Origin of the sequence: Spirillospora sp. NPDC127506 (assembly GCF_040302145.1) — a bacterium.
Classification (GTDB): Bacteria; Actinomycetota; Actinomycetes; order Streptosporangiales; family Streptosporangiaceae; genus Spirillospora.
In genome coordinates, this window is the sequence record NZ_JBEORG010000009.1 from 1 (window position 1) to 26,737 (window position 26,737).

Here is a 26,737-nt window from a genome sequence, read left to right on the forward strand (position 1 = left end):
CTCATCCACCTCCGCCGCGAAAGGAGCGATCTTGGCCTCGGCCAGCTCACGCACCGTACGCCGCAGCAGCTCATGCTCCTCCGACGGCGCGTACGTGGGAAAGTCAGAACTCATGCCGCAGATGCTACCCGTCAGTAGGGGTTGCCGGGCGGCGCGGGTGCGTGTCCGCAGCGGGCACGCTGCAAGTAGGGCCGCTAGTCGGCGACCGCGAATCGAAGGGAGCGGGTCTTGACCCACCGGCTGACGGTCATCGGAACGGGATACCTGGGCGCCACCCACGCGGCGTGCATGGCGGACCTGGGTTTCGAAGTGCTCGGCCTCGACGTCGACGCGGAGCGGATCGCGCGGCTCTCCGCGGGCGACCTGCCGTTCTACGAACCGGGCCTGGAGCCCGTGCTGCGCCGCGGCCTGGAGACCGGGCGGCTGCGGTTCACCACGTCCTACGAGGAGGCCGCCGAGTTCGGCGACGTCCACTTCCTGTGCGTGGGGACGCCGCAGAAGGCCGGGGAGTACGCGGCCGACCTGAGCTTCGTCGACGCGGCGGTCGCGTCGCTCGCGCCCCTGCTCCAGCGGCCCTGCCTCATCGTCGGCAAGTCCACCGTGCCGGTCGGGACGGCGGCGCGGCTGGCGGAGACGCTGAACCGGGTCGCGCCGGCCGGGGGCGACGCCGTCCTCGCCTGGAACCCGGAGTTCCTCCGCGAGGGGTTCGCCGTCCAGGACACCCTGCACCCCGACCGGATCGTGGCCGGGCTCCCCGCCGAGCAGGGCGCCGCCGAGTACGCGGAGAAGGTGCTCCGCGAGGTGTACCGGACGATGATCGCGGAGGGCACGCCGTTCATCACGGCCGACTTCCCCACGGCCGAGCTGGTGAAGGTGTCCGCCAACGCCTTCCTGGCCACCAAGATCTCGTTCATCAACGCGATGGCGGAGGTCTGCGAGGCCGCGCACGCCGATGTGACGAAGCTCTCCGAGGCGCTCTCCTACGACGACCGGATCGGCGGCAAGTTCCTCGGCCCCGGGCTCGGCTTCGGCGGCGGCTGCCTGCCCAAGGACATCCGGGCGTTCATGGCGCGGGCGGGGGAGCTGGGCGCCGACCAGGCCCTCACGTTCCTCCGCGAGGTCGACGAGATCAACATCCGGCGCCGCATCCGGATGGTGGACCTCGCCCGGCAGATGCTCGGCGGCTCGTTCGCCGGGCGGACGGTCGGCGTCCTCGGCGCCGCGTTCAAGCCCAACTCCGACGACGTCCGCGACTCCCCGGCGCTGGACGTGGCGGCGTCCATCCGGGCGCAGGGCGCGCAGGTGACCGTGTACGACCCGCAGGCCATGCCGAACGCGCGCCGCGCGCATCCGACCCTGGAGTACGGCGAATCGGCCCTGTCCGCGGCCGGCGGCGCGCACGTGGTGCTGCTGCTGACCGAGTGGGCCGAGTTCCGGTCCATGGACCCGTCCGAGCTCGCCGGGGTCGTCGCCGAACGCAACATCGTGGACGGGCGCAACGCCCTCGACCCCGAGCGGTGGCGCGCGGCCGGCTGGAACTACCGGGCCCTCGGACGCCCCTGAGCCGGCGGGAAGCAAAGGCGCACGGGGGCTGTTGTGCCGGACATGGCTGACGAATTCGCCGACCAGGACGTGATCCGGCGGCTGCTTAGGGAGTCCGGGACGTGGGCGTTCGTCGGGCTCGGCGACAACCCCGCCCGCGAGGTCTACAACCAGGCCCGGCTGATGCAGCAGCGCGGGAAGCGGATCATCCCCGTCCACCCGGACGCCCGCGAGGTGCTCGGCGAGCCGGGGTACGCCTCGCTCGCCGACGTCCCCGGCGAGATCGACGTCGTCGGCGTCTACCGGCGCGCCGAGCACGCGGGCAAGGCGGTGGACGAGGCGATCGCGGCCGGCGCGAAGGCCGTGTGGCTGCCGCTCGACGTGGTCGACGAGGCGGCGGCGCGGCGCGCGAAGGACGCCGGGCTCGACGTCGTGATGGACCGCTGCCCGGCGGTCGAATGGGCCCTGCGCCGCTAGGCGCTCAGAGCCTCTCGCGGAGCCGCGCGCCCTTCGCCTTCGCCTGCCCGTAGAGGTCCCGCTGGAAGACCTCCATCTTGGCCCGCAGCTCCTCGTCGGACGCGGCGAGGACGCGGACGGCCAGCAGCCCGGCGTTGCGGGCCGCGCCGACCGCGACCGTCGCGACCGGGACGCCCGCGGGCATCTGGACGATCGAGAGCAGCGAGTCCATGCCGTCGAGGTACTTCAGCGGGACGGGGACGCCGATCACCGGCAGCGGCGTCACCGACGCGAGCATGCCCGGCAGGTGCGCGGCGCCGCCCGCCCCCGCGATGATCACCCGGAGGCCGCGGGAGGCCGCCTGCTCCCCGTAGGCGATCATGTCGTGCGGCATGCGGTGCGCCGACACGACGTCGGCCTCGTACGGGACGCCGAACTCGGCCAGCGCCTGCGCGGCGCCCTCCATGACGGGCCAGTCGGAATCGCTGCCCATCACCACGCCGACGACCGGATCAGTCACCCGTGCCTCCTCTGCGGGGCGCCCTTGCCCCCATCTTCGTCCCCCACCGCAGGTAGTCGGCGGCGTGGCGGGCCCGTGCGCGGACGTCGGCGAGGTCGGAGCCGAGCGCGGTCACGTGGCCGATCTTGCGGCCGGGGCGCGACTCCTTGCCGTACATGTGCACTTTGACCGCCGGGTCGTGGGCCATGACGTGGAAGTAGCGGGAGTAGACGTCGGGGTCGTCGCCGCCGAGCACGTTGGCCATGACCGTGTACGGCGCGGTGGGCTCGGTGGAGCCGAGGGGCAGGTCGAGGACGGCCCGGAGGTGCTGCTCGAACTGCGACGTGCGGGCGCCGTCGATCGTCCAGTGCCCGGAGTTGTGCGGCCGCATGGCCAGCTCGTTCACCAGCAGCCCGTCGCCGGTCTCGAACAGCTCGACCGCGAGGAGCCCGACGACGTCCAGCTCGTCGGAGATGCGCAGCGCGAGGTTCTGCGCCTCGGCGGCGAGGTCCTCCGGCAGGCCGGGAGCGGGCGCGATCACCTCGGTGCAGATCCCGCCCTCCTGGACGGTCTCCACGACCGGGTACGCGGCGCCCTGCCCGTACGGGGACCGGGCGACGAGCGCGGCCAGCTCCCGGCGGAACGGGACGTGCTGCTCGACCATCAGGCCGACGCCCGCCGCGAGCAGCCGCTCCACCTGGCCGGACGGCTCGTCCACGATCCAGACGCCCTTGCCGTCGTATCCGCCGCGGGTGGCCTTGAGCACCAGCGGCCGGCCGTGCTCGCGGCCGAACTCCTCCAGGAACTCCACCGGCGACGTCTCCGGCACGGGCGCGTACGCCGGGCAGGGGAAGCCGAGCCCGCTCAGCTTCCGCCGCATGTACAGCTTGTCCTGCGCGTGGGCCAGGGCCGCCGCGTCCGGCCGGCACGGGACGCCCGTCTCCTGCAGCGCCAGGATGTGCGGAGCCGGGACGTGCTCGTGGTCGAACGTCACCACGTCGCAGCCCTTGGCGAACGCCAGCAGGTCGTGGTGGGACCGGTCGTCGCCCACCCTGACGTCGGACACGACCTTGGCGGCCGAGTCGTCCGGCGTGCCGGCGAGGACCCGCAGCGACACGCCGAGCGCGATCGCGGCCTGCTGCGTCATCCGGGCGAGCTGCCCGCCGCCCGCCATGCCCACGACCGGGGTGTCCGCCCGGCGGGGCCGGTCCGCCGGGCCCGGTGGGCCGTCGTCCCCCGAAGAGCGCTGAAATGTCACGTCAGAAGGTTACCGGCCGCCCGCCCCGAACGAATCCGCGGCCGCCGGCGTCGTACGTGTGTGGGCATCTCGGCAATGGGCAGGGAACGCCTGGTGAGGGTGAAACGTTCATGTTCCGACGTCCCCGCGGCAGCGGGCGTCTATCCTCGTGGTGCCTCCGCAGCAGCCGCCGCGCCGTCGGCAGCGGCGTTCGACGCAGTCCGGAAGGACGGTTCCCCTCTGTGAGCCTGGTCGCCAGTCTCCATCGGCGGTTCGCGCACCTCGTGCGGGAACTCGCCAAGTTCGGCAGTGTGGGCGCGATCGCGTTCGTGATCACGGTCGTGATCGGGAACGGCCTGCACACTGGGCTCGGGGTGGGCCCCCTGACGTCCAACGGCGTCGCCACGGTCGTCGCGACGACCTTCTCGTACCTGGCGAACCGCTACTGGACGTTCCGGCACCGCGACCGCACCGGCCTCGGCCGCGAGTACGTGCTGTTCTTCGCGCTGAACGGCGTCGGGCTCGTGATCACCGAGCTGTTCATCGGCTTCTCGCACTACGTCCTCGGCCTGGACGGCGCCGTCTTCTACAACATCGCGCTGATCATCGGCACCGGCGTGGCGACGCTGTTCCGCTTCTGGTCGTACAAGAAGTGGGTGTTCCTGCCGTCGACCGCGCCGAGCGTCGCCCCCGCGTCCGGCCTCCCGGAGGCCCCCGGCGCCGAGGGGGCGGGCATCCACCGCGCGGGCGACCGCCCCGCGCCGCGCCTGGGCCACCCGCTGGACGCCCCCGCCGAGAACTACACCGGGAACTACGCCGAGATCTAGGCGGGGCCCATCACCACCCGTTCGGCGGCGAGGCGCGCCTCGGCGGGTTCGCGCAGGAAGACGCCGAACACGGCCGGGCGGGACTGGATGAGCTCCAGCCGGCCGCCGTCGACGACGGCCAGGGAGCGGGCCAGGTAGAGGCCCAGCCCGGTGCCGTGGCCGCCGCTGACGCTGCGGTCGAAGATGCGCGGCTCCAGTTCGGGCGGGATCCCGGGGCCCTCGTCGCCGATCTCGACGACGACCGAGCCGGCGCCCGGCTTGGTGTGGATGGTGACGGTGCCGGCGCCGTGCGCGAGGGAGTTCTCCAGGAGGGTCGCGACGATCTGGGAGAGCCCGTCGGGGTTGGTGAGGCCGACGAGCCCCTGCTCGCCGACGATGCGGACCTCCCGGCCGGCCTTGCGGAAGCTGGGGCGCCACTCCTTGACCTGCTGGGTGATGATGTCGTCGATCGGGGACGGGACGGCGCCGCCGGTCGGGTCGTGCCGGGCGCGGGCGAGGAGCTGCTCGACGACGGCGACGAGGCGTTCGGCCTGCGCGACCGCGGCGGCGCCCTCCTCGCGGACGACGTCGGGGTAGTCGGCGGCCTCGATCATCTCCTCCAGCCGCATGGACAGCGCGGTCAGCGGGGTGCGGAGCTGGTGGCTGGCGTCGGTGGCGAACTGGCGGCCGGCCACGACCAGGTCGGTGATGCGGACGGCGCTGCGGTCGAGCACCTCGGCGACCTGGTCGATCTCCGGGATGCCGTAGCGGCGGGGCCGCGGGCGGGCGTTGCCGCTGCCGAGCCGGTCGGCGGTCTCGGCGAGTTCGCGGAGCGGCAGCATGAACCTGCGGGCCTGCACCATCGCGAGGCCGACGGTGACGGCGACGCCGAGCAGCGCCAGGCTGGCGATCAGCAGGATCAGCCGCAGCGCGGAGTCGCGGACCTCCGACTCCGGTCGCGACACCCGGACGCGGACGGCGCCGTGCGCGGCGGCGGCGGTGAGGGCGGGGCCGCGCCTCGGCGGCCCGGCGGTGATGGTGCGGCCGTCCGGCAGGGTGACCGAGACGTGCCGGCCCGGATACTCGCGGGCGATGACCTCGCCGGTCACGGGCTGCGGCTTCTCCAGGCTGTAGCCGACGCTGCCGGCGATGGAGGACGCCTCCCGGTCGAGCGACCGGCCGGCCTCCTCGTAGACGAGCTTGTGGGCGGCGTAGGCGAGGGGGATGCCGAGCAGGAGGATCGCGACCACCGCCACCGCGAGCGTCGACAGGAGGAGTCGGCGCCTCATCAGGGCTCCTTCGAGGGTGGGGCCGCGGACCGCGCGGCACGCGCCGGGGGCCTCTCGGGAAGGCCCCCGGTCGTCCCGCACGGCCGCGGCGGCCGGTGCTAGTCGCCGCGCTCGAACCGGAAGCCGACGCCCCGCACCGTGGTGATGTAGCGGGGGCTGCCGGCGTCGTCGCCGAGCTTGCGGCGCAGCCAGGAAATGTGCATGTCGAGGGTCTTGGTGGAACCCCACCAGTTGGTGTCCCACACCTCGCGCATGATCTGTTCGCGGGTCACGACCTTGCCGGCGTCCCGGACGAGGACGCGCAGCAGGTCGAACTCCTTGGTGGTCAGCTGGAGCTCCTGCTCGCCCATCCAGGCGCGGCGCGACTCGGCGTCGATCCGCACCCCCTGGACGATCGGGGTCTCGGTGCTGCCCCGGCGCAGCAGCGCCCGCACCCGGGCGAGCAGCTCGGCCAGCCGGAACGGCTTGGTCACGTAGTCGTCGGCGCCCGCGTCGAGCCCGACGACGGTATCGACCTCGTCGGCCCGGGCGGTCAGGATCAGGATGGGCACGCCGTGCCCTTCGGCCCGTACCCTGCGGGCCACCTCAAGGCCGTCCAGCTCGGGAAGGCCGAGATCCAGGACGATCAGGTCCACACCGCCGCCGAGCGCCCGCTCCAGCGCCTGCGGGCCGTCCGGGCTTACTTCGACGGTGTACCCCTCGCGACGCAGCGCGCGGGCGAGAGGCTCGGAGATGGACGTGTCGTCCTCGGCGAGCAGTACTGAGGTCATGAACCGATCGTATGACCATTCTTGACCATTACCGGGCCGCCTCCGCGCTCTTGACCTGCGGTTTGCCACTCGTAGTACATTCGCGAACACGGCATATCCGGCGTTACCCGTATCTACGCCACATTACGCGTGGTCACAGGTCAGCGAAAAACCGCGATCGAGGCGCCCGGAAGCTCCACCGAGGGCGTTCCGGAATCGCCGAGTTCGTCGGCATCGAGATGTATCGCCGGATCCGATGCGAGGAGCAGCCGCGGACGCCCGCCGGGCGGCGCGGCGGGCAGGACGACCGGGACGGCGCCGAAGTTCGCCGCGACGCAGATCTCCCCGCGCCACATCATCAGCCAGCGGGCGCCGTTCTCGTCCACCTCGACGCGCGTCGCGGTGAGCCGGGGATCGTTCAGCTCCGGCCTGGACCGGCGCAGCGAGATCAGCGCGCGGTGCCATTCCAGCAGGTCGGCGTGGTCGGGCTCGTCCGGCTCGGTCCAGTCGAGGACGGAGCGCCGGAAGGTTTCCACAGCCTGTGGATCGGGCACCTCGCCCGCCCAGCCGTGCCGCGCGAACTCCCGCCGGCGCCCCTCGCTGACGGCGCGCGCGAGCTCGGGGTCCTGGTGGTCGGTGAAGTAGCACCACGGGGTGGACGCGCCCCACTCCTCGCCCATGAACAGCATCGGCGTGAACGGCGCGAGCAGCAGGAGGGCCGCGCCCACTTTGAGCAGCCCTGGGGACGGCAAGAGGGTGCCGATGCGGTCGCCCGAGGCGCGATTGCCGACTTGGTCGTGGTTCTGCAGAAAGCCGAGGAAACGGTGTGCGGGTGTTTCCCGGACGTTCACCGGCCGCCCGTGCCGCCTGCCCCGGTACGCGGACATGGTCCCGTCGTGGACGAAGACCCGGGTGACGGCCTTTTTCAGCGTTTCCAGCGAACCGAAGTCGCAGTAGTACCCCTGCCGTTCCCCGGTGAGGGCCGCGTGCAGGGCGTGGTGGAAGTCGTCGCTCCACTGCGCGTCCAGGCCGTATCCGCCCGCCTCCCTGGACGTCACCAGGCGCGGGTCGTTCAGGTCGGATTCGGCGATGAGGAACAGTGCGCGCCCGAGATGAGCGGACTCCGCGGCCACCGCGCGCCCCATCTCCTCAAGGATGTGCACGGCGCTGTGGTCGGTGATGGCGTGCACGGCGTCGATGCGCAGCCCGTCGAAGTGGTAGTCGCGCAACCACATGAGCGCGTTCTCCACGACGAACGCGCGGACCTCGTCCGAACCCTCCTGGTCGAAGTTCACGGCGTCGCCCCACGGGGTGGCGTGGGCGCCGGTGAAGTACGGTCCGAAGCTCCCCAGCCGGTTGCCGTCCGGGCCGAGGTGGTTGTAGACGACGTCCAGGATGACGGCGAGGCCGCGCGCGTGGGCCGAGTCCACGAACCGCTTCAGCCCGTCCGGCCCGCCGTACGGCTCGTGCGGCGCCCAGAGGTGGACGCCGTCGTACCCCCAGCCGTGGTGGCCCGGGAACGACGCGACGGGCAGCAGCTCCACCGCGTCTATGCCGAGCGCCACCAGATGGTCGAGGCGGTCGGCGGCGGCGTCGAACGTCCCTTCCGGCGTGAACGTCCCGACGTGCATCTCGTACAGGACGCTCCCGGGCAGCGGGCGGCCGTGCCAGTGCTGATCCGTCCAGGCGAACCGGTCGTGGTCGTAGACGCGGCTCCGGCCGTGCACACCGTTGGGCTGCCACGGCGAACGCGGGTCGGGCAGCACGTCGCCGCCGCCGTCCAGGACGAACCCGTAGTCCGTGCCGTGCCCCGCGCCGGCGACACGGGCCTCCCACCAGCCGGAGGCCAGCGCCTCCATGGGATGCCTCATCCCCTCGACCACGACCTCGACGCGTTCGGCGTCCGGCGCCCACACCGCGAACCGATTGCTCAACTATCGATCTCCCTGGGGACGAGGAGGGCCACGGGGAGGTGCTCGAAGACGCGCGCCGCGTCCAGGATCGGGCCCATGTGCGTGCAGCCGGTAAGGACGTCCCGCCAGCCCTGGTGCCGGACGTCCACCCGCGTGCCGTCCCAGCCGCCGCGGCGCTCCAGCCCGCGGGGCAGCCGGGTGGCGAGCGCGATCGCGTCGCCCCGGGCGAACCCGATCAGGTGCTCGGCGGCGGGGCCGCGCGCCGCGACCGGCTCGTGCCGCGAGCCCGGCCCGAACCACTCGGGGTGGGCCCGGCGCAGCCGCAGCGTCCGCGAGGTGACCAGCAGCTTCTCGTCGTCGACCTCCTTCGGCCGGCGGCCGGTGTCGAGCCGGGCGAGGTGCTCGCGGCGCCGCCCGAAGTCGACCGGGCGCCGGTTGTCGGGGTCGACCAGCGCCAGGCCGGTCAGCTCGCACCCCTGGTAGACGTCCGGGACGCCGGGCATCGCCAGCTGGACGAGCTTCTGCCCCAGCGTGTTCACCCGCGCGTAGGGGGCCATCTCGGCGACGAACGACGTCATGTCGGTGACGAGGTCGGCATCGGACAGCACGCCCCGCGCGTAGGCGAGCACGGCCTCTTCGTAGTCCGCGTCCTGCTCGGCCCAGGACGTGCGGGTCTTGGCCTCGCGCATCGCCTTGGTGAGGAACTCCTCCAGACGGCCGCGGGTGATCGGCCACGCGCCGACGAGCGTCTGCCAGAGCAGGTATTCGAGATCGGGTTCCAGCGGCGAGGGAGCCGGACCCCACGTCCGCCACCGCTCCACCGCCTCCGCCCACTCGCCCGGGATCTCCGCCAGCACCGCCAGCCAGGCCCGCACGTCCTCCTCGCGCTTGGTGTCATGCGTGGAGAGCGTCGTCATCGTCAGCGGCCAGTCGCGGGCGAGACGGATGCAGTGCGCGTGGAAGTCCTCCGGGCCGACGGAGAACCGCCCCGGCGCGCCGCCCACCTCGTTCAGCGCGGCCATGCAGTTCCACCGGTAGAACGCGGTGTCCTCCACGCCCTTGGCCGCGAGCGGCGCGGACGTCTGCTGGAACCGCACGATGAACTCGGCGTCGGTGCGCTCGCCGCGCCCCAGGGCCAGGTCGACGACGGTGTCCAGGTCGCCGTGCAGGTCTTCGGGCAGGTGGGCGCGGGCCCGGCCGGCGGCCTCGTTCAGCACGTCCACGGCCTGCTGCGGCGCCTCCTCACCGGGCACGACATACGCCCGGTACACGGGCATGGCGACGAGCAGCTCGACCAGCGCCCGTTCCAGGCCGGGGCGGCGTTCGCCCACCACCCGGCGGAGGACGCGCAGCAGCCGGTCGATCTCGGGCTTCAGCCCGTGCGTGGCGGCGTGCAGGCGCGAATCGTGCTCGACCTCCTCGAATGCGGCCGGGTTGCCCGTCAGCGACACGTAGTAGTCGGTGAGCGGCTTCTCGCCGGCCGGGTCGATGAACAGCCCGCCGACCATGCCGAGCGAGTCGTAGCCGGTGGTGCCCGCGCACGGCCAGTCCGGCGGCAGCCGCTCCTCCCCCTCGGTGATCTTCTCGACGAGGATCCAGCGGCCCGGCGCGGCCTCCGCCAGCCGCCGCAGGTAGCCGCGCGGATCGGCGAGCCCGTCCGGGTGGTCGATGCGCAGGCCGTCCACGAGGCCCTGCTCCACCAGGCTCAGCAGCAGCCCGTGCGTGCGCTGGAAGACCTCCGGGTCCTCCTGCCGCAGCCCGATCAGCCCCGAGATGTCGAAGAACCGCCGGTAGTTGGGCTCGCCCTCGCCGGGCAGGACGATCCGGCCGCCGCCCGCCTCCCAGTCGATGTCGAACCACCTCGCGAACGGCGAGGCCGCCCCCTCCTCCAGCACCTCCGCGAGCGGCAGGTTCAGGTCGTGCGGCTCCGGGATCGCCATGTGGTTCGGGACGACGTCGACCAGCACCCGCAGGCCGTGCGCGCGGAACCGGGTCGCCATGGCGCCGAACGCCTCCGCCCCGCCGAGCTCGTCGGAGAGCCGGGAGTGGTCGACGACGTCGTAGCCGTGCGCGGAGCCGGGCGCCGCCTGCAGGACCGGCGACAGGTAGACGTGGGACACGCCGAGGGACGCCAGGTAGGGGGCGAGGGCTGCGGCCTCGGCGAACCCGAAGCGCCCCTCGGGCGTCCCGCGCAGCTGGAGGCGGTAGGTGCCGGACGGCGGCGCGGCGGCGGGGTCATCGGCGGGAGCGGGCGCGTCGGCCCAGGCGGTCTCGGTGCTGTGGTCCTCGGACACGGCTTCCTCTGGGGGGTCGGCGGGGAGCGGTTCCTCGGCGGCGGGTTCGGCGGACATGGACGGACGCCCTCAGACGCGGCGCAGGACCTGGATCGAGCGGGCGGCGACCGGGACGTTCTCGCGGGCCTTCACGATGGGCGACTCCTCCTCGGCGAGCAGCGGGTCCGCGGTGTCCAGCATCTTGATCCACATCTGCCCGTAGACGGCGGGCGGAAGCGTGAACGGCAGGTCCCCGTCGTGCGCGTTGAACAGCAGCAGGAACGAGTCGTCCCCGACCTGCCGCCCGCGCCGGTCCGGCTCGCCGATCGCGTCGCCGTTCAGGAACACGTTCAGCGACTTGTTGAAGCCCGCCGACCAGTCCTTGTCGGCCATCTCATGCCCGCCCGGCGTGAACCAGACCAGGTCGGGCAGCTCCTCCGACTCCGCCGCCGCGTCCGACTTGCGCCGCGCGGCCTTGCGGGCGCGCTTCGTCCGCTGGTCGCCGAGGAAGAAGCGGCGGCGCCGGAAGACGGGGTGCTCGGTGCGCAGGGCCGACAGCCGGCGGACGAAGTCGAGCAGCGGGCCGCGCTCGTCGAAGAACGTGTCGTCGCGCAGGCCCGTCCAGTCGACCCAGGAGATCTCGCCGTCCTGGCAGTAGGCGTTGTTGTTGCCGCCCTGGGTGCGGCCTATCTCGTCGCCGTGCGACAGCATCGGGACGCCCTGGGAGAGGAACAGCGTGGTCAGGAAGTTGCGTTTCTGCCGCTCGCGGAGCGCGATGATGTCGAGGTCGTCCACCGGGCCCTCGTGCCCGCAGTTCCACGACCGGTTGTCGTCGGTGCCGTCCCGGTTGTTCTCCCCGTTCGCCTCGTTGTGCTTGCCGTCGTAGGAGACGAGGTCGTGCAGCGTGAACCCGTCGTGGCAGGTCACGAAGTTGATCGAGGCGATCGGGCGGCGGCCGTCGTCGGCGTACAGGTCGGACGAGCCGGTCAGCCGGGACGCGAAGTCGGGCAGCGCGCCCGGCTGCCCCCGCCAGTAGTCGCGCATCGTGTCGCGGTACTTGCCGTTCCACTCCGTCCACAGCGGCGGGAAGTTGCCGACCTGGTAGCCGCCCTCCCCGACGTCCCACGGCTCGGCGATGAGCTTCACCTGCGAGACCACCGGGTCCTGCTGGACGAGGTCGAAGAACGCCGACAGCCGGTCCACCGCGTGCAGCTCGCGGGCCAGCGTCGCGGCGAGGTCGAAGCGGAACCCGTCCACGTGCATCTCGGTCACCCAGTACCGCAGCGAATCCATGATCATCTGAAGTACGTGCGGGCTCCGCATCAGCAGGCTGTTGCCGGTGCCCGTGGTGTCCGTGTAGTAGCGCGGGTCGTCGTCGGCGAGCCGGTAGTACGAGGCGTTGTCGATGCCCCGGAACGACAGCGTCGGCCCGAGGTGGCTGCCCTCGGCGGTGTGGTTGTAGACGACGTCCAGGATCACCTCCATGCCCGCCTCGTGCAGCGCCTTCACCATCGCCTTGAACTCCAGCACCTGCTCGCCACGCTGCCCGGACGAGGAGTACTCGTTGTGCGGCGCGAAGAAGCCGATCGTGTTGTAGCCCCAGTAGTTGCGCAGGCCGCGGCTCGTCAGCGCGTCGTCGTGGACGAACTGGTGGACGGGCATCAGCTCCACCGCCGTCACCCCGATCGAGCGCAGATGATCGGTGATCACCGGATGCGCGAGGCCCGCGTAGGTGCCGCGCAGCGCCGGCGGGATGTCCGGATGCCGCGCCGTGAGGCCCTTGACGTGCGCCTCGTAGATCACCGTCTCGTGGTACGGGATGCGCGGCGGGCGGTCGTCGCCCCAGTCGAAGTACGGGCTGACCACCACCGACCGCATCGTGTGACCCGCCGAGTCGGCGTCGTTGCGCGACCACGGGTCGCCGAAGTCGTAGCCGAAGCACGACTCGTCCCAGTCGACCTCGCCCTCGACGGCCTGCGCGTACGGGTCGAGGAGGAGCTTCGCCGGGTTGCAGCGGAGCCCGCGGCGCGGGTCGTACGGCCCGTGCACCCGGTAGCCGTACCTGCGCCCCGGCATCACGCCGGGCAGGTAGGCGTGCCAGACGAAGGCGTCCACCTCCGGGAGCGGGAGCCGCGTCTCCTCGCCGTCGCCCGCCGGCCCGTCGAACAGGCACAGCTCCACCCGCTCGGCCGCCTCGGAGAAGACGGCGAAGTTCGTCCCCGCGCCGTCGAACCGGGCCCCGAGGGGGTACGCGTCGCCCGGCCAAACCTGTGCCACTGACCCGCCCTCCCGTCCAAGGCGCGCGCCGCGGGCCGGCCGCCCCGGCCCGGCGTCGCACGCGGGAAGCCCTTCCCCGTGAGGGGTGGATCACACCGATTGGGAGCCCACTGGCCAGAACGGACATACCTGAGCTATCTTAGGCTTGCCTTACCTCAATAAGGGCGCCCTAAGACCGGGGTCGGGTGCGCCCGAGCCAGCTTCCCGCCGCACGGAAGGCTCCTAGCCGCATGTACGTCTGCATCTGCAACGCCATCACCGAGGATGACGTTCACGGCTGCATGGCGAGCGGTTGCGCGACCGCCAAGGCCGTCAAGGCCGCGTGCGGCTTCAAGCCCGGGTGCGGCATGTGCACGAAGCGCATCTACACCATGGTCAGCGAGTACCGGACGGCGAACGAGCTGGCGGACGCCCTGACCGGCGGCCCGCTCGCCCTCATGGCCGCCCCGGAGCCCCGCCCGGCCGAGCGTTCCGAACCGTCCGCGCCCGCCCCGCCGGCCGTCACGGACATCACCGCCGAGGGAGCCGCCCCGCCGACCGCCGCCTGAGCGCCGTCCAGCACACCCGCACGGCCCGCCACAGGGGCGGACATGCACCGTGCGGGGGTTAGTGCTGTCCTCAACTGTGCGCGCGTGACAGCATGGGCGCCATGGAAGGCGACAAGGACATCATCGCGCTGCTGAACGAGCAGCTCACCGCGGAGCTCACCGCCATCAACCAGTACTTCCTGCACTCCAAGATGCAGGAGAACTGGGGCTTCCTCCGGATGGCGAAGCACACCCGCGACGAGTCGTTCGACGAGATGCGGCACGCGGAGCGGCTCACCAACCGGATCCTGTTCCTGGAGGGACTGCCCAACTACCAGAAGATCGGCACGCTGCGCATCGGGCAGACCGTCCTCGAGCAGCTCAAGGCCGACCTGGAGATCGAGATGGAGGCCGTGGCGCGGCTGCGCCCCGGCATCGAGCTGATGCGCTCGCGCGGCGACGTCACGTCCGCGCGGCTCTTCGAGGACATCCTCGCCGACGAGGAGGAGCACATCGACTACCTGGAGACCGAGCTGAGCCTCGTCCAGGCGCTCGGCGAGCAGAACTACCTGCAGCGCCTCACCGACTCCCCCACCGAGAGCGGCCCCAGCGCCTACTGAACCGGCGCCCTGAACCGGCGCCCACCGAGCCGGCGCCTACCGAATCGGCGCCTACCGAGCCGGCGCCTTCCCCTCGGCGGGCTCCGGGTCCGGCCCGGTCCGGCGGCGCAGCACGTACGGCTGGACGATGCCGAGGCCGCGGACCGGGCGCCGCACGATCCGCGTCACCTGGTAGGCCGGGTCGTTCTCCAGCCGCGCGGCCAGCTCGCCGTCGATCACGACCGAGCCCGGCCGGGCCAGCGAGGTGAGCCGGGCGGCCAGGTTGACCGTCGTCCCGAACACGTCCCCCATCAGCGGCAGGACGGGGCCGTGCGCGACGCCCACCCGGACGTCGGGGACCTCGGTCTCGTCCTGGATGGCCGCCGCCACCGTCAGCGCTATCTCCGCGCCGACCCGCGGCTCCTCCGCGCTGAACAGCACCTCGTCGCCGAGCGTCTTGACCAGCCGCCCGCCGCAGGAGGCGATGATGTCGGCGGCGGTCTCCTCGAACCACTCCACCACCCGGGCCAGCTCGATCTCCTCCAGCTCCCGGCTGACCTGCGTGAACGACACCATGTCGGCGAAGCCGACGGTGGTCATCGGGCGGCCCGCCGGGTCGCCGTTCTCCCGGGTCGCCGCGCCCGCCAGCGCCCGCGTCCCGGCCGCGGCGAGCTGGCGCCGCCAGGCGTGCACGACCAGCGGCTCGAACTCGCCGATGTGCTTCTCGGCGATGTCCACGACCGTGTCGACCGCCTCGGCGGACGGCGTGTCGTGCGGGTCCGTGGCGAGCGTGCTGCGCAGGAGGCTGACCTGCCATTCGGCGAGCCGCGTCATCGTCTGCCCGTAGGCCCGGACGAGCCGTATCACGCCGTCCTCGTCGAGGATCCCGTCGTCGACGAGCTTGCGGAGCCGGTCCAGCGCCGCGACGTCGCCCTCGGTGTAGGCGACGGTGTCGTCCGGCATGGACGGGTAGCCGAACGCCCGCCAGATCCGGCCGGCGAAGTCGCGGGAGACCCCGGCGCGCTGGACGGCCTGGACGCGGTTGTACCGCAGCTCGCCGCCGAGCAGGAGCTCCTCGATCTCCTTCGGATCGGGCAATCCGGCCGCCATTCTCCGCCCCTCAGTCCGCCGCCGCCCGGTGCGGGGGCGGCGGCGTCATGACTAGGTACCAGGACATATCGTCGCAGATCAGCAATCGAGTCAACGCGCGGACGGCCGATCCTCGTTCCCCGTTCACCGGACGTGCACCACGTCGCCGGCGCTGATCGCGCTGTCCCCGACCACCAGGCGCCCCGTCCCGTCCACGTCCCGCGCCGTCCCGGTCAGCCGCTCGCCGCCGGGCATCTCCACCCTGACCTGGCGTCCGAGCGTGGAGCACAGGTCCCGGTAGGCGGTACGCAGCCCGCTGGTCTCCGGATCACCGCCCAGCGCCGTCCACTCCCGGTACCAGGTGGCGAACTCGCGCAGGATCGCGCGCAGCAGCGGCGCACGGTCGCTCAGCGGCGCGCCCTCGATCGCCAGGGACGTCGCGGTCGGCACCGGCAGCTCGTCCTCCCGCAGCCCCACGTTCAGCCCGACCCCGATCACGAGGCCGTCCTCGACCTTCTCCACGAGGATCCCGGCGAGCTTCCGGTCCCCGACGAGCACGTCGTTGGGCCATTTGAGCCGGGCGTCGACGGCCACGTCCGCCGCGTCGCCGAGGAACCGGGCACCCGTCTGCGACCAGGCGGTCATTCTCCGCACGGCCGTGGCGACCGCGACGCCCGTCAGCAGCGACGCCCACCCCAGCCGCGGCACCGGCACGGCGGGCCGCATCAGCATCGAGAACGCCAGCCCGGACCGCGCCGGCGCCGTCCACACCCGGCCGAGACGTCCCCGCCCCGCCGTCTGCAGCTCGGTGACCAGCACCGTCCCCTCCGGCGCGCCCTCCTTCGCCCGCGCCGCGAGGTCGGCGTTGGTGGAGCCGGTCTCGGCGACGACCCGGACCTCCCGCCACAGCCCGCCGTCCCGGACGAGCGCCCGCTGCAGCGCCCGCTCGTGCAGCGGCGGCCGGTCGAGGTCCCCGTAAGGTGAGTCCACACCCCCATCCAACCCCAAAGCCGCCGCGATCTTGGGGCCGCCCGTCAGGGAAGGCGTCCCCCGGTCGTTAGGGTGCGACCTATGGATGGTGTGACGCTGCGGCGCGACGGGAACGTCGCGGAGATCGTGCTGGACCGGCCCGAGGCCCTCAACGCCCTGTCGACGGCGATGGCCAGGCGCCTCGCCGACGTCTGCGCGGAGGTCTCATCGGACGCGGCCGTCCGCGCCGTCGTGCTGAGCGCGGCGGGCGAGAAGGCGTTCTGCGTCGGCGCGGACCTCAAGGAACGCAACGCGATGACCGACGACGAGATCCTCGCGCAGCGCCCGGTCTTCCGCGCCGCCTTCGGCGGCGTCCTGAACCTGCCCCAGCCGGTCATCGCGGCCGTGCACGGCTACGCGCTCGGCGGCGGCTGCGAGTTCGCCCTGTCCACCGACCTGATCGTCGCGGACGAGACCGCCGTGTTCGGGCTGCCCGAGGTGAGCGTCGGCCTCGTCCCCGGCGGCGGCGGCACCCAGCTCGCGCTGCGCCGCCTCGGCCCCGGCAAGGCCGCCGACCTGGTCTTCACCGGCCGCCGCCTCGGCATCGACGAGGCCCTCGCCATCGGCCTGGTCGACCGCAAGGTCCCGGCCGGCGCCGCCCGCGAGGAAGCCCTGGCCCTCGCCGGCCAGATCGCGCAGAACTCCCCGATCGCCGTCCGCGCCGCCAAGCGCGCCCTGCGCCAGGGCGCCGGCGTCAGCCTCGACGCCGGCCTGGACTTGGAGGAGAACGCCTGGCGCACCGCCGCCTTCTCCCCGGACCGCCGCGAGGGCGTCGCCGCCTTCGCCGAAAAGCGCAAACCCAACTGGGATGCCTAAAGCGTCTTTGCCGGGACCGGCCTCCCGCATCCGGGAGAACCGGCGGCAGCTCTCTGAGGCGGCGTGGCACTGCGTTACCTCATGACCGCAGTGCCACGCCGTCTCCCTGCCGCCCCTGAGCAACTCGCCCTACGCGAGGTTCTTCCGGCTGTGGCGGTCGATCAGGCGGGGGTGAGGTCGTCGGAGTGACCGGCTGCCAGGCGCGGCAGCTGGGCGGTGGGGCGGCCATCGGTGCGGAAGAAGCCGGCCTTGTCCGAGCCGTCGCGGGGCCAGCCGGCGGGTGAGTCCTCCCAGTTCTCCTGGCGGCCGTAGACGGTCATGTCCATGAGGGAGTAGGCGATGTCCATCGCTTCCACGCCGCGGCCGTTCGTCCAGTAGGTCTCGAAGACGCGGTCGCCGTCGCGTAGGTAGCAGACCAGGTGGAACATGCCGGCCTTGCGTCCGGTCAGCAGGGTCTCGGCGGAGTCCTGGGCGGAGTACCAGGGCATGGTCCAGCCCATGAAGTCGCGGTAGCGGACGCTCTCGTCGTACGGGCCCTGGCAGAACGTCGCATAGGTGATGTCCGCCGCGTGCAGGCTGGACAGCTCGCGGACCTGCCCGTTGTAGTACGTGCAGCCCTCGCACTGCTCGATGGCGGGACGGCCGGTGTACCACATCATGTAGTACGCGATCAGCTGGCGGCGGCCCTCGAACGTGTCGAGGAGGGTCACGGGGCCGTCCGGGCCGATCAGCGGGGTCTTCGCGTCCACCTCCACCATCGGCAGCCGCCGGCGGGCCGCCGCGATCGCGTCGCCCGCGCGGGTGTGCGCCTTCTCCCGGACGCGGAGCGCGTCCAGTTCGGCCTGGAAGGCGGCCCGGTCGACCACGTCGGGCATCGGCTGTGTCGTGTGGGTGCTCATGGGATCTACCCTTCCTCTCGGCGGACCTTCACCCCACCGACGAAGGGCATCCGCCCGGGATCGACATCGCCGAGAAAAAAGTTCGGATCAGAGCTCGCGGAGACGTTTCGCCAGGAAGCGGCGCTCAGCTTCGGTCGGCGCCAGTTGCAGGGCCTCTTCGTAGGCAGCTCTGGCTTCGGTTATGCGGCCCGCCCGGCGGAGCAGGTCGGCGCGGGTCGCGGGCAGGAGGTGGTATCCGGCCAGACGCCCGGACGCGGCGAGTTCGTCGACGAGGGCCAGGCCGGCCGGGACGCCGTCCGCCATGGCGATCGCCACGGCGCGGTTGAGTTCCACGACCGGGGACGGCGCCAGCCTCGCCAGTTCGCCGTACAGGGCCTTGATCTGCGGCCAGTCCGTGCCCGCCGGGTCGGGCGCGGTGGCGTGGCAGGCGGCGATGGCGGCCTGCAGCTGATAGGGACCGGCTTTCCGCCTGGTCAGCGCCTTGTCGAGCGTTGTCACGCCTTCGGCGATCAGCACCTGGTCCCAGCGGGAGCGGTCCTGGTCCTCCAGCGTGACCAGGACGCCGTCCCGCGTGCGCGTCGCGCGCCGGGCCTCGTGCAGGAGCATGAGGGCCAGCAGGCCGCGCGGTTCCGGTTCGGTGGGCATCAGCCGGACGAGGGTCCGGGCCAGGCGGATGGCCTCGGCGGTCAGGTCGCGTTGCGGATCCGGCTCGTCATAGCCCTGGTTGAAGATCAGGTAGAGGACGACGAGGACGGCGGCGAGCCGCTCCGGGAGCAGTTCGGCGGGCGGGACCCTGTACGGGATGCCGGCCTCCTGGATCTTCCGCTTCGCGCGGACCAGGCGCTGCGCCAGGGTCGACTCGGCGGTCAGAAGGGCGCGGGCGATCTCGGCGGTGCTCAGCCCGGCCAGCGTGCGCAGGGTGAGCGCGACCCGGGCGGGGAACGGCAGCGCCGGATGGCAGCAGGTGAAGATGAGCCGTAGCCGCTCGTCCGGGATGTCCTCGTCAGCCGCCCCGGGGTCGCCCGTCACCGTGAGCCGGCGCAGCTTGGCGGCGCCCGCGGCATCGCGGCGGAGCCGGTCGAGCGCGCGGTTGCGGGCCGCGGTGGTGAGCCAGGCGCCGGGACGGCGCGGGACGCCGTCGCGCGGCCACGTCGTGAGGGCCGCGGCGAACGCGTCCTGGGCGCAGTCCTCGGCCAGGTCCCAGTCGCCGGTCAGGCCGATCAGGGTCGCGACCACCTGGCCCCACTCGTCCCGGTACGCGGCGTCGATCGCCGTCCGGACGTCGTCCGGCGCGGTCATTCCCAGACGGGGCGGACCTCGACGCCGCCCCAGCGCGCGTACGGATGCCCGGCGGCGATCTGGATCGCCTCGTCCAGGTCCGCGCAGTCGACGATCACGAAACCGCCGACGAAGTCCTTCGTCTCGGCGAACGGACCGTCCGAGACGAGGGTCTCGCCGTCGCGGACCCGGACCGTGGTGGCGTCCACCACCGGACGCAGCCGCACGCCGAAGAGCTTGCCGCCCCGCCGCTCCAGGTCGTCCGCCCAGGCCCGGTGCACGGGATCGGCCTCGATCTCCTCGTTGGACGGCGAGACCTTCTCGTCATCGCAGATCAGCAGCGCATACTTCATGCAGCCGATTCTGCCCCCAAGTCAGCCGGTGTTCTGGAGGCCGGCGGCCACGCCGTTGACCGAGAGCAGGAGCAGGTCTTCCAGGTGGGCTCGTTCTTCTTCGTTCTCCACGCCCGCGCGCAGCGCCTTCAGGGCCCGCAGCTGCAGGTGGGACAGGGCGTCCACGTAGGGGTTGCGGAGTTCGACCGCCCGGGAGAGCACGCGGCGGTTCTCCAGGAGGCGCTCGTGGCCCGTCACCGCCAGGACCAGGCGGCGGGTGCGGTCGTACTCGGCCAGCACGGTCTCCGACAGCTCGGGGCGCTCGCCCAGGGCCAGGTAGCGCTCGGCGATCGCGCGGTCGGACTTGGCGAGGCTCATCTCGGCGTTGTCGAGCAGGGTGTTGAACAGCGGCCACGCCTCGTACGCCTCGCGCAGCTCGGCGAGGTCGCGGCCGTCGTCGGAGACGGCGGCGAGGCCGCTGCCCAGGCCGTACCAGCCGGGCAGGTTGACGCGGGTCTGCGTCCAGGCGAACACCCAGGGGATGGCGCGCAGGTCCTCCAGGCCGCGGGCGGCCTTGCGGCGGGCCGGGCGGGAGCCGATCCGGAGTTCGGAGATCTCTTCGAGCGGGCTGACCTGGGCGAACCAGACGGCGAAGCCGTCGGTTTCGATGAGCGCGCGGAACGCCGTCCTGGCCGCTTCGCTGATCTTGTCGGCGAGCGGGCGGAAGCGGGCGGCGGCCTCGCGGGCGCGGTCCTGGACGGGATCGGTCGAGGCGAGCAGGACGGCGCTGGTGACCTGCTCGACGTGCCTGCGGGCGATCTGGCGGTGGCCGTAGCGGGCGAAGATGACCTCGCCCTGCTCGGTCACCTTGAAGCGGCCGGCGACCGAACCGGGGGCCTGGGCCAGGATGGCGCGGTTGGCGGGGCCGCCGCCGCGGCCGAGGGAGCCGCCCCGGCCGTGGAAGAGGGTGAGCCTGATGTCGTGGCGGGCCGCCCACGCGGCCAGCGCCTCCTGGGCGTCGTAGAGGCGGAGGGTGGCGGTGGTCGGGCCCAGCTGCTTGGCGGAGTCGCTGTAGCCGAGCATGACCTCCATGCGGCGGCCGGTCTCGTCCAGGCGGCGCTGGACGGCGGGGATCTCCAGCATCCCGTCCAGGACGGACGGGGCGCGTTCCAAGTCCTCGCCGGTCTCGAAGAGGGGGATCACGTCCAGGACGGGCGCGCCGTCGCCGAGGGATTCGGCGAGGGCGTGCACGTTGGCCACGTCCTCGGCGGAGCGGGTGAAGGAGACGATGTAGCGGTGGCAGGCGCGGACGCCGAAGCGCCCCTGGATCCAGGCCACCACGCGGAGGGTTTCGAGGATCTCCTCCGTCATCTCCGAGCGGGGGCCGCCCGCGCGGACCTCCTCCAGGGCCTGCTCGTGCAGCTCCGAGTGCTGGCGGATCTCCAGCTCGGCGAGGTGGAAGCCGAACGTCTCGACCTGCCAGATCAGCTGCTGGACGCGGCCGTACGCCTGGCGCACCGCGCCGGCGGCGGCGAGGGAGTCCTGCACGGCGCGCAGGTCGGCGAGGAGCTCGTCCGGGGACGCGTAGGCCAGGTCGGCGTCGCGCTCGCGGGTCGCGGCGATGCGGGCGGCGGCGTGCAGCAGCACCTGGCGGTGCGGCTCGCCCGGCGACCGCTTGCCGATCTCGGCGATCAGCCTCGGGTGCGCGGTGCGCGCGGCGGCGAGGACGTCCAGCAGCTCCCCGGACGCGGGCGTGGTGATCTCGTGGACGGTCAGCTCGCGGCCGATCCGGGCGCACGCGTTCTCCAGGGCGCGCAGGACGTGCTCCGCCTGGATCATGATCGCGTCCCGGGTGACCTGCGCGGTGACGTAGGGGTTGCCGTCGCGGTCGCCGCCGATCCAGCTGCCGAACCGCAGGTAGGGGCGGGCCTTCGGCGGGCGGGTGCCGGTGCGGCCGCCGTCGAGCGCCCGGTCGAGGGAGCGGTAGATGTGCGGGACGACCCGGAAGATCGTCTCGTCGAACGCGGCCATCGCGGTGCGGACCTCGTCCAGCGGGTCGAGCTGGGTGTGCCGGCGCAGCGCCGTCCGCCACAGCAGGTCGATCTCCTCGCGGAGGCTGCGCTCGGTCTCCTCGCGCTCGGACGCGCCGGTCTCCTCGTTCAGGTGGGCGAGCAGGTCGCTGATCCGCTGGATCGCGGTGACCACCGCGCGGCGCCGCGCCTCGGTCGGGTGCGCGGTGAACACGGGCCGGAACTCCAGGCCCTCGATGATCGCGTCGAGGCGGCCGTCGCCGGACGCCTCGATCTGCTCGACCGCGGCGGCGACGGAGCCGGGGACGGCGCCGCCGCGGTCGCGCTCCCGCAGCGTCCGGATGCGGTGGTGCTCCTCGGCGAGGTTCGTCAGGTGGAAGTAGACGGTGAACGCGCGGGCGACCTGGCCGGCGCGCTCCAGCGACCAGCCGTCGACGAGCGCGGCGACCTCCTCGATGCCCGTCTCGCCGCGGCGCGCCGCGATCACCGCGTGGCGGAGCCGCTCGACGTCGTCCAGCAGCCCTTTCCCGCCGTACTCCACGAGGGAGTCGCCGAGCATCGCGCCCAGCAGCCGCACGTCGCGGCGCAGCGGTTCGGGCATGTCCTGCCGAAAGGTGTCACGCGTCTTCGTAGCCACCCGCCAAGCCTAACGAGCGGCGCGGGCGCGGGGCCGCGTCCCGGTCACCGGCACCCGGCCGGACCCGCCGGATCAGCGTGCGGTTACCCTGGCCCGCATGGCGACGGAAGCCCCTGAACCCCCCGTGGACTACGACGTCCACACCACGGCGGGAAAGATCGCGGACCTGGAGCGGCGCCGGTACGAGGCGGTGCACGCCGGCTCGGCGCGCGCCGTGGAGAAGCAGCACGCCAAGGGCAAGATGACGGCCCGGGAGCGGATCGACGCGCTGCTCGACCCCGGCTCGTTCGTGGAGTTCGACGAGATGGCCCGGCACCGCTCCACCAACTTCGGGATGGAGAAGAACCGCCCGTACGGCGACGGCGTCGTCACCGGGTACGGGACGGTGGACGGCCGCCCGGTCGCGATCTTCAGCCAGGACTTCACCGTCTCCGGCGGGTCCCTCGGCGAGGTGTTCGGCGAGAAGATCGTCAAGGTGATGGACCACGCGCTCAAGACCGGCTGCCCGGTCATCGGGATCAACGACTCCGGCGGCGCGCGGATCCAGGAGGGCGTGGTCGCGCTCGGCCTGTACGCCGAGATCTTCAAGCGGAACGTGCACGCCTCCGGGGTGATCCCGCAGATCTCGCTGGTCATGGGGCCGTGCGCGGGAGGCGCGGTGTACTCGCCGGCGATCACCGACTTCATCGTCATGGTCGACCGGACGTCCCACATGTTCATCACCGGACCGGACGTGATCAAGACCGTCACCGGCGAAGAGGTGACGATGGAGGAGCTGGGCGGCGCGCACTCGCACAACTCCCGGTCCGGCGTGGCCCACTACCAGGGGTCCGACGAGGACGACGCGATCGAGTACGTCAAGGCGCTGCTGTCCTACCTGCCGTCCAACAACCTGTCGGACCCGCCCGCGTTCGACGCGCCGGTGGACGTCACCGAGCTGGACGAGGAGCTCGACGCCCTCATCCCCGACTCCCCGAACCAGCCGTACGACATGCACACCGCCATCGAGCGGGTGCTGGACGACGGCGAGTTCCTGGAGGTCCAGGAGCAGTTCGCGCCGAACATCATCGTCGGGTTCGGGCGGGTCGAGGGCCGCTCGGTCGGCGTCGTGGCGAACCAGCCGATGCAGTTCGCCGGGACGCTCGACATCGACGCGTCCGAGAAGGCGGCCCGGTTCGTCCGGACCTGCGACGCGTTCAACATCCCCGTGCTGACGTTCGTGGACGTCCCCGGCTTCCTGCCCGGCACCGACCAGGAGTGGAACGGCATCATCCGGCGCGGCGCGAAGCTGCTGTTCGCCTACGCCGAGGCCACCGTCCCGCTCGTCACGATCATCACGCGGAAGGCGTACGGCGGCGCGTACGACGTCATGGGCTCCAAGCACCTCGGCGCCGACATCAACCTGGCGTGGCCGACCGCGCAGATCGCGGTGATGGGCGCGCAGGGCGCGGTCAACATCCTGTACCGGCGCGAGCTCGCCGCCGCCGACGACCCGGACGCCCGCCGCGCCGAGCTGATCACCGAGTACGAGGACACGCTCGCCAACCCCTACATCGCGGCCGAGCGCGGCTACATCGACAACGTCATCAAGCCGTCGGAGACGCGCGGCCAGGTGGTGCGGGCGCTGCGGGCGCTGCGCGACAAGCGCGCGACGCTGCCCCCGAAGAAGCACGGGAACATCCCGCTGTGAGGCGGACACGCCCGGAAGGCCGGATTTCATGAACGCCGAGCAGAGGCCGCACCTGCGGATCGTCCGCGGCGACGCGACCCCGGAGGAGATCGCGGCGCTCGTCGCCGTGCTGACCGCCCGCGCCCGGGCCGCCGCCGCGGCGCGGGACGGCGCGGGCGCGGCCCGTCCGTCGAGGTGGGCGGACCGGTCCCGGCTCGTCCGCGGGACGTTCGCGGGCGACCCCGGGCCGCGCGGCCCGGGCGCCTGGCGGGCCAGCGCCCTGCCCCGCTGACCTGCGCCGTCGGCCGCCGGGCCGGACACCCGCGCAGACCCCCGCAGGGCCGCCACGAGCCACATCTAACCGTGGTTCGCGCCCAGCGGGGCGCTTCGCACGAATAAGGTGGAAGGCCATGGCCACCTCGGAGTACGTTGCCCAGCCCGCGCGATACGCGATCTTCGTCGACGCGGGATACCTTTACGCGGCCTCCGGTGCGCTGCTGCTCGGCTGCGGGTCCCGGCGCGAGTACCGGGTCGCCGCGGAGAAGCTGATCAAGGCCCTGACCGACCACGCCGACGAGCAGCGGCGCGGCGAGCTGCTGCGGGTGTACTGGTTCGACGCCGCGCCGAAGAAGCAGCCCACGGTCGACCAGCGCGTGATCGCCAACCTGCCGCTGGTGAAGCTGCGGCTCGGCAACCTGAACGCGCAGGGCCAGCAGAAGGGGGTGGACGCGCAGCTGCGCGCCGACCTGGAGGCCCTCGCCCGGCACCGCGCGATCACCGACGCGGTGCTGCTGGCCGGCGACGAGGACATGCTGCCCGCCGTGGAGGCCGCCCAGCGCTACGGCGTCCGCGTGCACCTGTGGGGGGTCGAGCCGACGCACGGCTCCAACCAGGCCGAGTGGCTGGTGTGGGAGTCCGACACCGTCGAGGTGCTGCCCGCCGAGTTCCTCCGCCCGTACTTCACCAAGGCCAAGGTGCTGCCGGTGCCCGCGCCGGGCAGCGCCGCCGCCATCAAGGACGCCGCGGCCGCCGCGCAGCGCGCGAACCCCGTCCCGTCCCCGTCCCAGGTGTTCGCCGGCAAGCCGCCGTCGGTCAAGCCGGCGCCCGGCGCCGTCCGCACCGCCGTCCCGGTGACCGGCGCGGTGACGCCCGCCACGGTGGCCGCGTCGATGAACGCCGCCCAGGCCGACGGCAAGCTCGGCCCCGACCGCGACCACATGCTGGAGATCGGCGAGCACGTCGCGCAGAAGTGGATCTTCGAGCGGGGCCGGGACAACATCCGCGACCTGCTGCCCGGCCCGATCCTGCCGCCGGTCATCGACAAGGAGCTGCTGATCGAGGCCGAGAAGGAGCTCGGCTCGTCGCTGCGCCCCTACCAGGAGGCCCGCACCTGGCTGCGGGACGGCTTCTGGGAGCGCGTCTACCGCGAGTTCGGCATCGGCATCGGCAAGTCCGGCTGACCGCTCCGCGAACACGTTTGGCGATTAGCCGGGCACTGCGCGTCATCTCTCGGTAAGGTCCCCGCCGTAATGGGGGTGACCGCGCGTGGGATCTGACGAGCGACGACCTCGGGCCGCCGCGGCCGTGTCCGCCGCGGTCCTCGCGCTGAGCTGCGGCGTCCTCGCCGGGTGCGAGTCGCCCGTCGCGTTCCACCGGCCCGGCGAGCGGTCCCCGGACGACCCGGTGGTCGGGCTGGGCGGCCCCGCGCCCTACCTGAGCGTCCCGCCGGACGCGAAACGCACGGCGGCGCAGGACCCGCCGGCCGCGGACGGCGCGGTGCCGGTCGCGCCCGCCGGCGGCCGGGTCTACGCCGCGACCGGCCCCGGGATGATCGCGCCGCGGGCGCGCGGGCTGCCGCCGCGCGTCTACGTCGCGAACGGGCAGGTGATCGACGTCATCGACCCCGCCGCCGCGCGCGTCACCGGGCGGCTCCGGGCCGGGGCGGCGGCGTCGCGGGTCGTGCCGTCGTGGGATCTGCGGCGGCTGTGGGCCGTCGACCGCGCGCACGGCAGGATCGTCCCGGTGGGGCGGCGCGGGCGCCCGGTCGAGGTCGCCGCCCCCGCCGGCCTCTACTTCACGCCGGACGGCCGGGACGCGCTCGTCCCGGCGCGCCGGCCGCGGCGCATCGACGTCCGCGACCCGCGCACGATGGCGCCGCGGGCGTCGGTGCCCATGCCGTGCTCGGCGGGCCACGCCGACTTCGCGCTCGGCGGCGCCTCCCTGGTGGCGACGTGCACGGCCGCGGGCGCGCTGGCCCGCGTCGACCTCACCGCCCGCCGCGTCGCCGGGACGATCCGGCTCCCCGGCGGGGCCAGGCCCGGCGACCTGCGGCTGTCGCCCGACGGCGGCGTGTTCTACGTCGCGGACGCGGCCAAGGGCGGCGTGTGGCTGGTCGACGCGCGGCGGTTCGCCCCGCTGGGGTTCGTCCCGACCGCGCCGGGCGCCCGCGGCCTCGCGATCAGCCGGGACGCGCGGCGGCTGTTCGTCGTGGGCGGCGGCACGCTCACCGCCGTCGACTTCCGCACGCGGCGGGTCGTGTCGAGCTGGCCGCTGCCCGGCGGCGGCTCGCCCGTGCCGGGCGGGGTGTCGTCCGACGGGACGGCCCTGTGGCTCGCCGACCCCGCCGGGCTCGTCTACGCCGTGTCCACCCGGACGGGGCGCGTCGTCCGCAGGGTCCGGGTCGGCGGCCGCCCGTCCGGGCTGTGCGTCCATCCTCAGCCGGGCCGCTACTCGCTCGGCGGCACCGGCCTCTACCGCTGACGGGAGCCTCCGCCGCCGGCGGGAACCCCTG

The 26,737-nt window shown here is 73.0% G+C and carries 23 protein-coding genes; 10 read left to right on the top strand and 13 right to left on the bottom strand.

Features of this window, described 5'->3' with window-relative positions; translation table 11 throughout:
* Positions 1-228 precede the first annotated feature (228 nt).
* Positions 229-1,563: a UDP-glucose dehydrogenase family protein gene (locus ABTW95_RS11675; RefSeq protein ID WP_396451731.1), complete on the top strand. Its 1,335-nt coding sequence runs from the start codon at positions 229-231 to the stop codon at positions 1,561-1,563.
* 42 nt (positions 1,564-1,605) lie between these two features.
* Entirely contained in the window at positions 1,606-2,019 is a 414-nt protein-coding gene (locus ABTW95_RS11680; protein ID WP_396451733.1) for a CoA-binding protein, read from the top strand.
* A 4-nt stretch (positions 2,020-2,023) separates the two neighbouring features.
* On the opposite strand, the gene purE is transcribed toward ABTW95_RS11680, so the two are convergent.
* Together purE and ABTW95_RS11690 are read right to left on the bottom strand one after the other, a co-directional pair.
* Complete coding sequence (gene purE, locus ABTW95_RS11685) at positions 2,024-2,491, bottom strand: 5-(carboxyamino)imidazole ribonucleotide mutase (protein WP_396451756.1); 468 nt, start codon at positions 2,489-2,491, stop codon at positions 2,024-2,026.
* Positions 2,492-2,510: 19 nt separating this feature from the next.
* Positions 2,511-3,755 (bottom strand): 5-(carboxyamino)imidazole ribonucleotide synthase, encoded by a 1,245-nt coding sequence (locus tag ABTW95_RS11690; protein WP_500226234.1) that lies wholly within the window; start codon positions 3,753-3,755, stop codon positions 2,511-2,513.
* Between the two features lie 221 nt (positions 3,756-3,976).
* Between ABTW95_RS11690 and ABTW95_RS11695 the strand changes: the two genes are divergently transcribed.
* A complete protein-coding gene (locus ABTW95_RS11695) occupies positions 3,977-4,561 on the top strand; it encodes a GtrA family protein (protein ID WP_396451737.1) in 585 nt (194 codons plus the stop codon).
* On the opposite strand, the gene ABTW95_RS11700 is transcribed toward ABTW95_RS11695, so the two are convergent.
* The 5 genes from ABTW95_RS11700 to glgX form a co-directional block, all read right to left on the bottom strand.
* Positions 4,558-5,829, bottom strand: coding sequence for an ATP-binding protein (locus ABTW95_RS11700; RefSeq protein ID WP_396451739.1), 1,272 nt, complete (start codon positions 5,827-5,829; stop codon positions 4,558-4,560). The two genes, ABTW95_RS11695 and ABTW95_RS11700, sit on opposite strands and share 4 nt — an antisense overlap.
* 98 nt (positions 5,830-5,927) lie before the next feature.
* On the bottom strand, positions 5,928-6,599 hold the full coding sequence (locus ABTW95_RS11705; RefSeq protein WP_026402549.1) for a response regulator transcription factor: 672 nt from the start codon (positions 6,597-6,599) through the stop codon (positions 5,928-5,930).
* A gap of 140 nt (positions 6,600-6,739) precedes the next feature.
* Positions 6,740-8,512: a malto-oligosyltrehalose trehalohydrolase gene (gene treZ, locus ABTW95_RS11710; RefSeq protein WP_500226235.1), complete on the bottom strand. Its 1,773-nt coding sequence runs from the start codon at positions 8,510-8,512 to the stop codon at positions 6,740-6,742.
* Positions 8,509-10,842, bottom strand: a complete 2,334-nt coding sequence (treY, locus tag ABTW95_RS11715) for a malto-oligosyltrehalose synthase (RefSeq protein ID WP_500226237.1) — start codon at positions 10,840-10,842, stop codon at positions 8,509-8,511. Before treY ends, treZ begins: the two co-directional genes overlap by 4 nt.
* A gap of 12 nt (positions 10,843-10,854) precedes the next feature.
* Entirely contained in the window at positions 10,855-13,041 is a 2,187-nt protein-coding gene (glgX, locus tag ABTW95_RS11720; RefSeq protein WP_396451743.1) for a glycogen debranching protein GlgX, read from the bottom strand.
* Positions 13,042-13,271: 230 nt separating this feature from the next.
* Here glgX and ABTW95_RS11725 point away from each other — a divergent pair, with 230 nt between their 5' ends.
* Together ABTW95_RS11725 and bfr are read left to right on the top strand one after the other, a co-directional pair.
* Complete coding sequence (locus ABTW95_RS11725) at positions 13,272-13,589, top strand: (2Fe-2S)-binding protein (RefSeq protein WP_396454881.1); 318 nt, start codon at positions 13,272-13,274, stop codon at positions 13,587-13,589.
* Positions 13,590-13,690: 101 nt separating this feature from the next.
* Entirely contained in the window at positions 13,691-14,188 is a 498-nt protein-coding gene (gene bfr / locus ABTW95_RS11730; protein ID WP_396451746.1) for a bacterioferritin, read from the top strand.
* Positions 14,189-14,239: 51 nt separating this feature from the next.
* Here the strand turns inward: bfr and ABTW95_RS11735 are convergent, their stop codons facing one another.
* Both ABTW95_RS11735 and ABTW95_RS11740 read right to left on the bottom strand, forming a co-directional pair.
* Entirely contained in the window at positions 14,240-15,277 is a 1,038-nt protein-coding gene (locus ABTW95_RS11735) for an adenylate/guanylate cyclase domain-containing protein (RefSeq protein ID WP_500226238.1), read from the bottom strand.
* A gap of 123 nt (positions 15,278-15,400) precedes the next feature.
* Entirely contained in the window at positions 15,401-16,246 is an 846-nt protein-coding gene (locus tag ABTW95_RS11740; RefSeq protein WP_396451750.1) for a biotin--[acetyl-CoA-carboxylase] ligase, read from the bottom strand.
* A gap of 81 nt (positions 16,247-16,327) precedes the next feature.
* On the opposite strand from ABTW95_RS11740, the gene ABTW95_RS11745 reads away from it, so the two are divergent.
* The gene (locus ABTW95_RS11745) at positions 16,328-17,101 is read left to right on the top strand and encodes an enoyl-CoA hydratase/isomerase family protein (RefSeq protein WP_396451752.1); all 774 of its coding nucleotides are present in this window, start codon (positions 16,328-16,330) and stop codon (positions 17,099-17,101) included.
* A gap of 161 nt (positions 17,102-17,262) precedes the next feature.
* Here the strand turns inward: ABTW95_RS11745 and ABTW95_RS11750 are convergent, their stop codons facing one another.
* The 4 genes from ABTW95_RS11750 to ABTW95_RS11765 form a co-directional block, all read right to left on the bottom strand.
* Positions 17,263-18,000 (bottom strand): DUF899 family protein, encoded by a 738-nt coding sequence (locus ABTW95_RS11750; protein ID WP_500226239.1) that lies wholly within the window; start codon positions 17,998-18,000, stop codon positions 17,263-17,265.
* Between the two features lie 87 nt (positions 18,001-18,087).
* A complete protein-coding gene (locus tag ABTW95_RS11755) occupies positions 18,088-19,299 on the bottom strand; it encodes an RNA polymerase sigma factor (protein WP_500226240.1) in 1,212 nt (403 codons plus the stop codon).
* Positions 19,296-19,631 (bottom strand): YciI family protein, encoded by a 336-nt coding sequence (locus ABTW95_RS11760; protein ID WP_500226241.1) that lies wholly within the window; start codon positions 19,629-19,631, stop codon positions 19,296-19,298. Before ABTW95_RS11760 ends, ABTW95_RS11755 begins: the two co-directional genes overlap by 4 nt.
* A gap of 21 nt (positions 19,632-19,652) precedes the next feature.
* Positions 19,653-22,241, bottom strand: a complete 2,589-nt coding sequence (locus ABTW95_RS11765; RefSeq protein WP_500226300.1) for a phosphoenolpyruvate carboxylase — start codon at positions 22,239-22,241, stop codon at positions 19,653-19,655.
* Positions 22,242-22,374: 133 nt separating this feature from the next.
* Here ABTW95_RS11765 and ABTW95_RS11770 point away from each other — a divergent pair, with 133 nt between their 5' ends.
* The 4 genes from ABTW95_RS11770 (at position 22,375) to ABTW95_RS11785 (ending at position 26,706) form a co-directional block, all read left to right on the top strand.
* On the top strand, positions 22,375-23,967 hold the full coding sequence (locus ABTW95_RS11770) for an acyl-CoA carboxylase subunit beta (protein WP_396452700.1): 1,593 nt from the start codon (positions 22,375-22,377) through the stop codon (positions 23,965-23,967).
* A gap of 28 nt (positions 23,968-23,995) precedes the next feature.
* Entirely contained in the window at positions 23,996-24,238 is a 243-nt protein-coding gene (locus ABTW95_RS11775) for an acyl-CoA carboxylase subunit epsilon (protein WP_396452701.1), read from the top strand.
* A gap of 118 nt (positions 24,239-24,356) precedes the next feature.
* Positions 24,357-25,406 (top strand): NYN domain-containing protein, encoded by a 1,050-nt coding sequence (locus ABTW95_RS11780; RefSeq protein WP_396452703.1) that lies wholly within the window; start codon positions 24,357-24,359, stop codon positions 25,404-25,406.
* An 85-nt stretch (positions 25,407-25,491) separates the two neighbouring features.
* The gene (locus tag ABTW95_RS11785; RefSeq protein WP_500226242.1) at positions 25,492-26,706 is read left to right on the top strand and encodes a YncE family protein; all 1,215 of its coding nucleotides are present in this window, start codon (positions 25,492-25,494) and stop codon (positions 26,704-26,706) included.
* Positions 26,707-26,737: the final 31 nt, after the last annotated feature.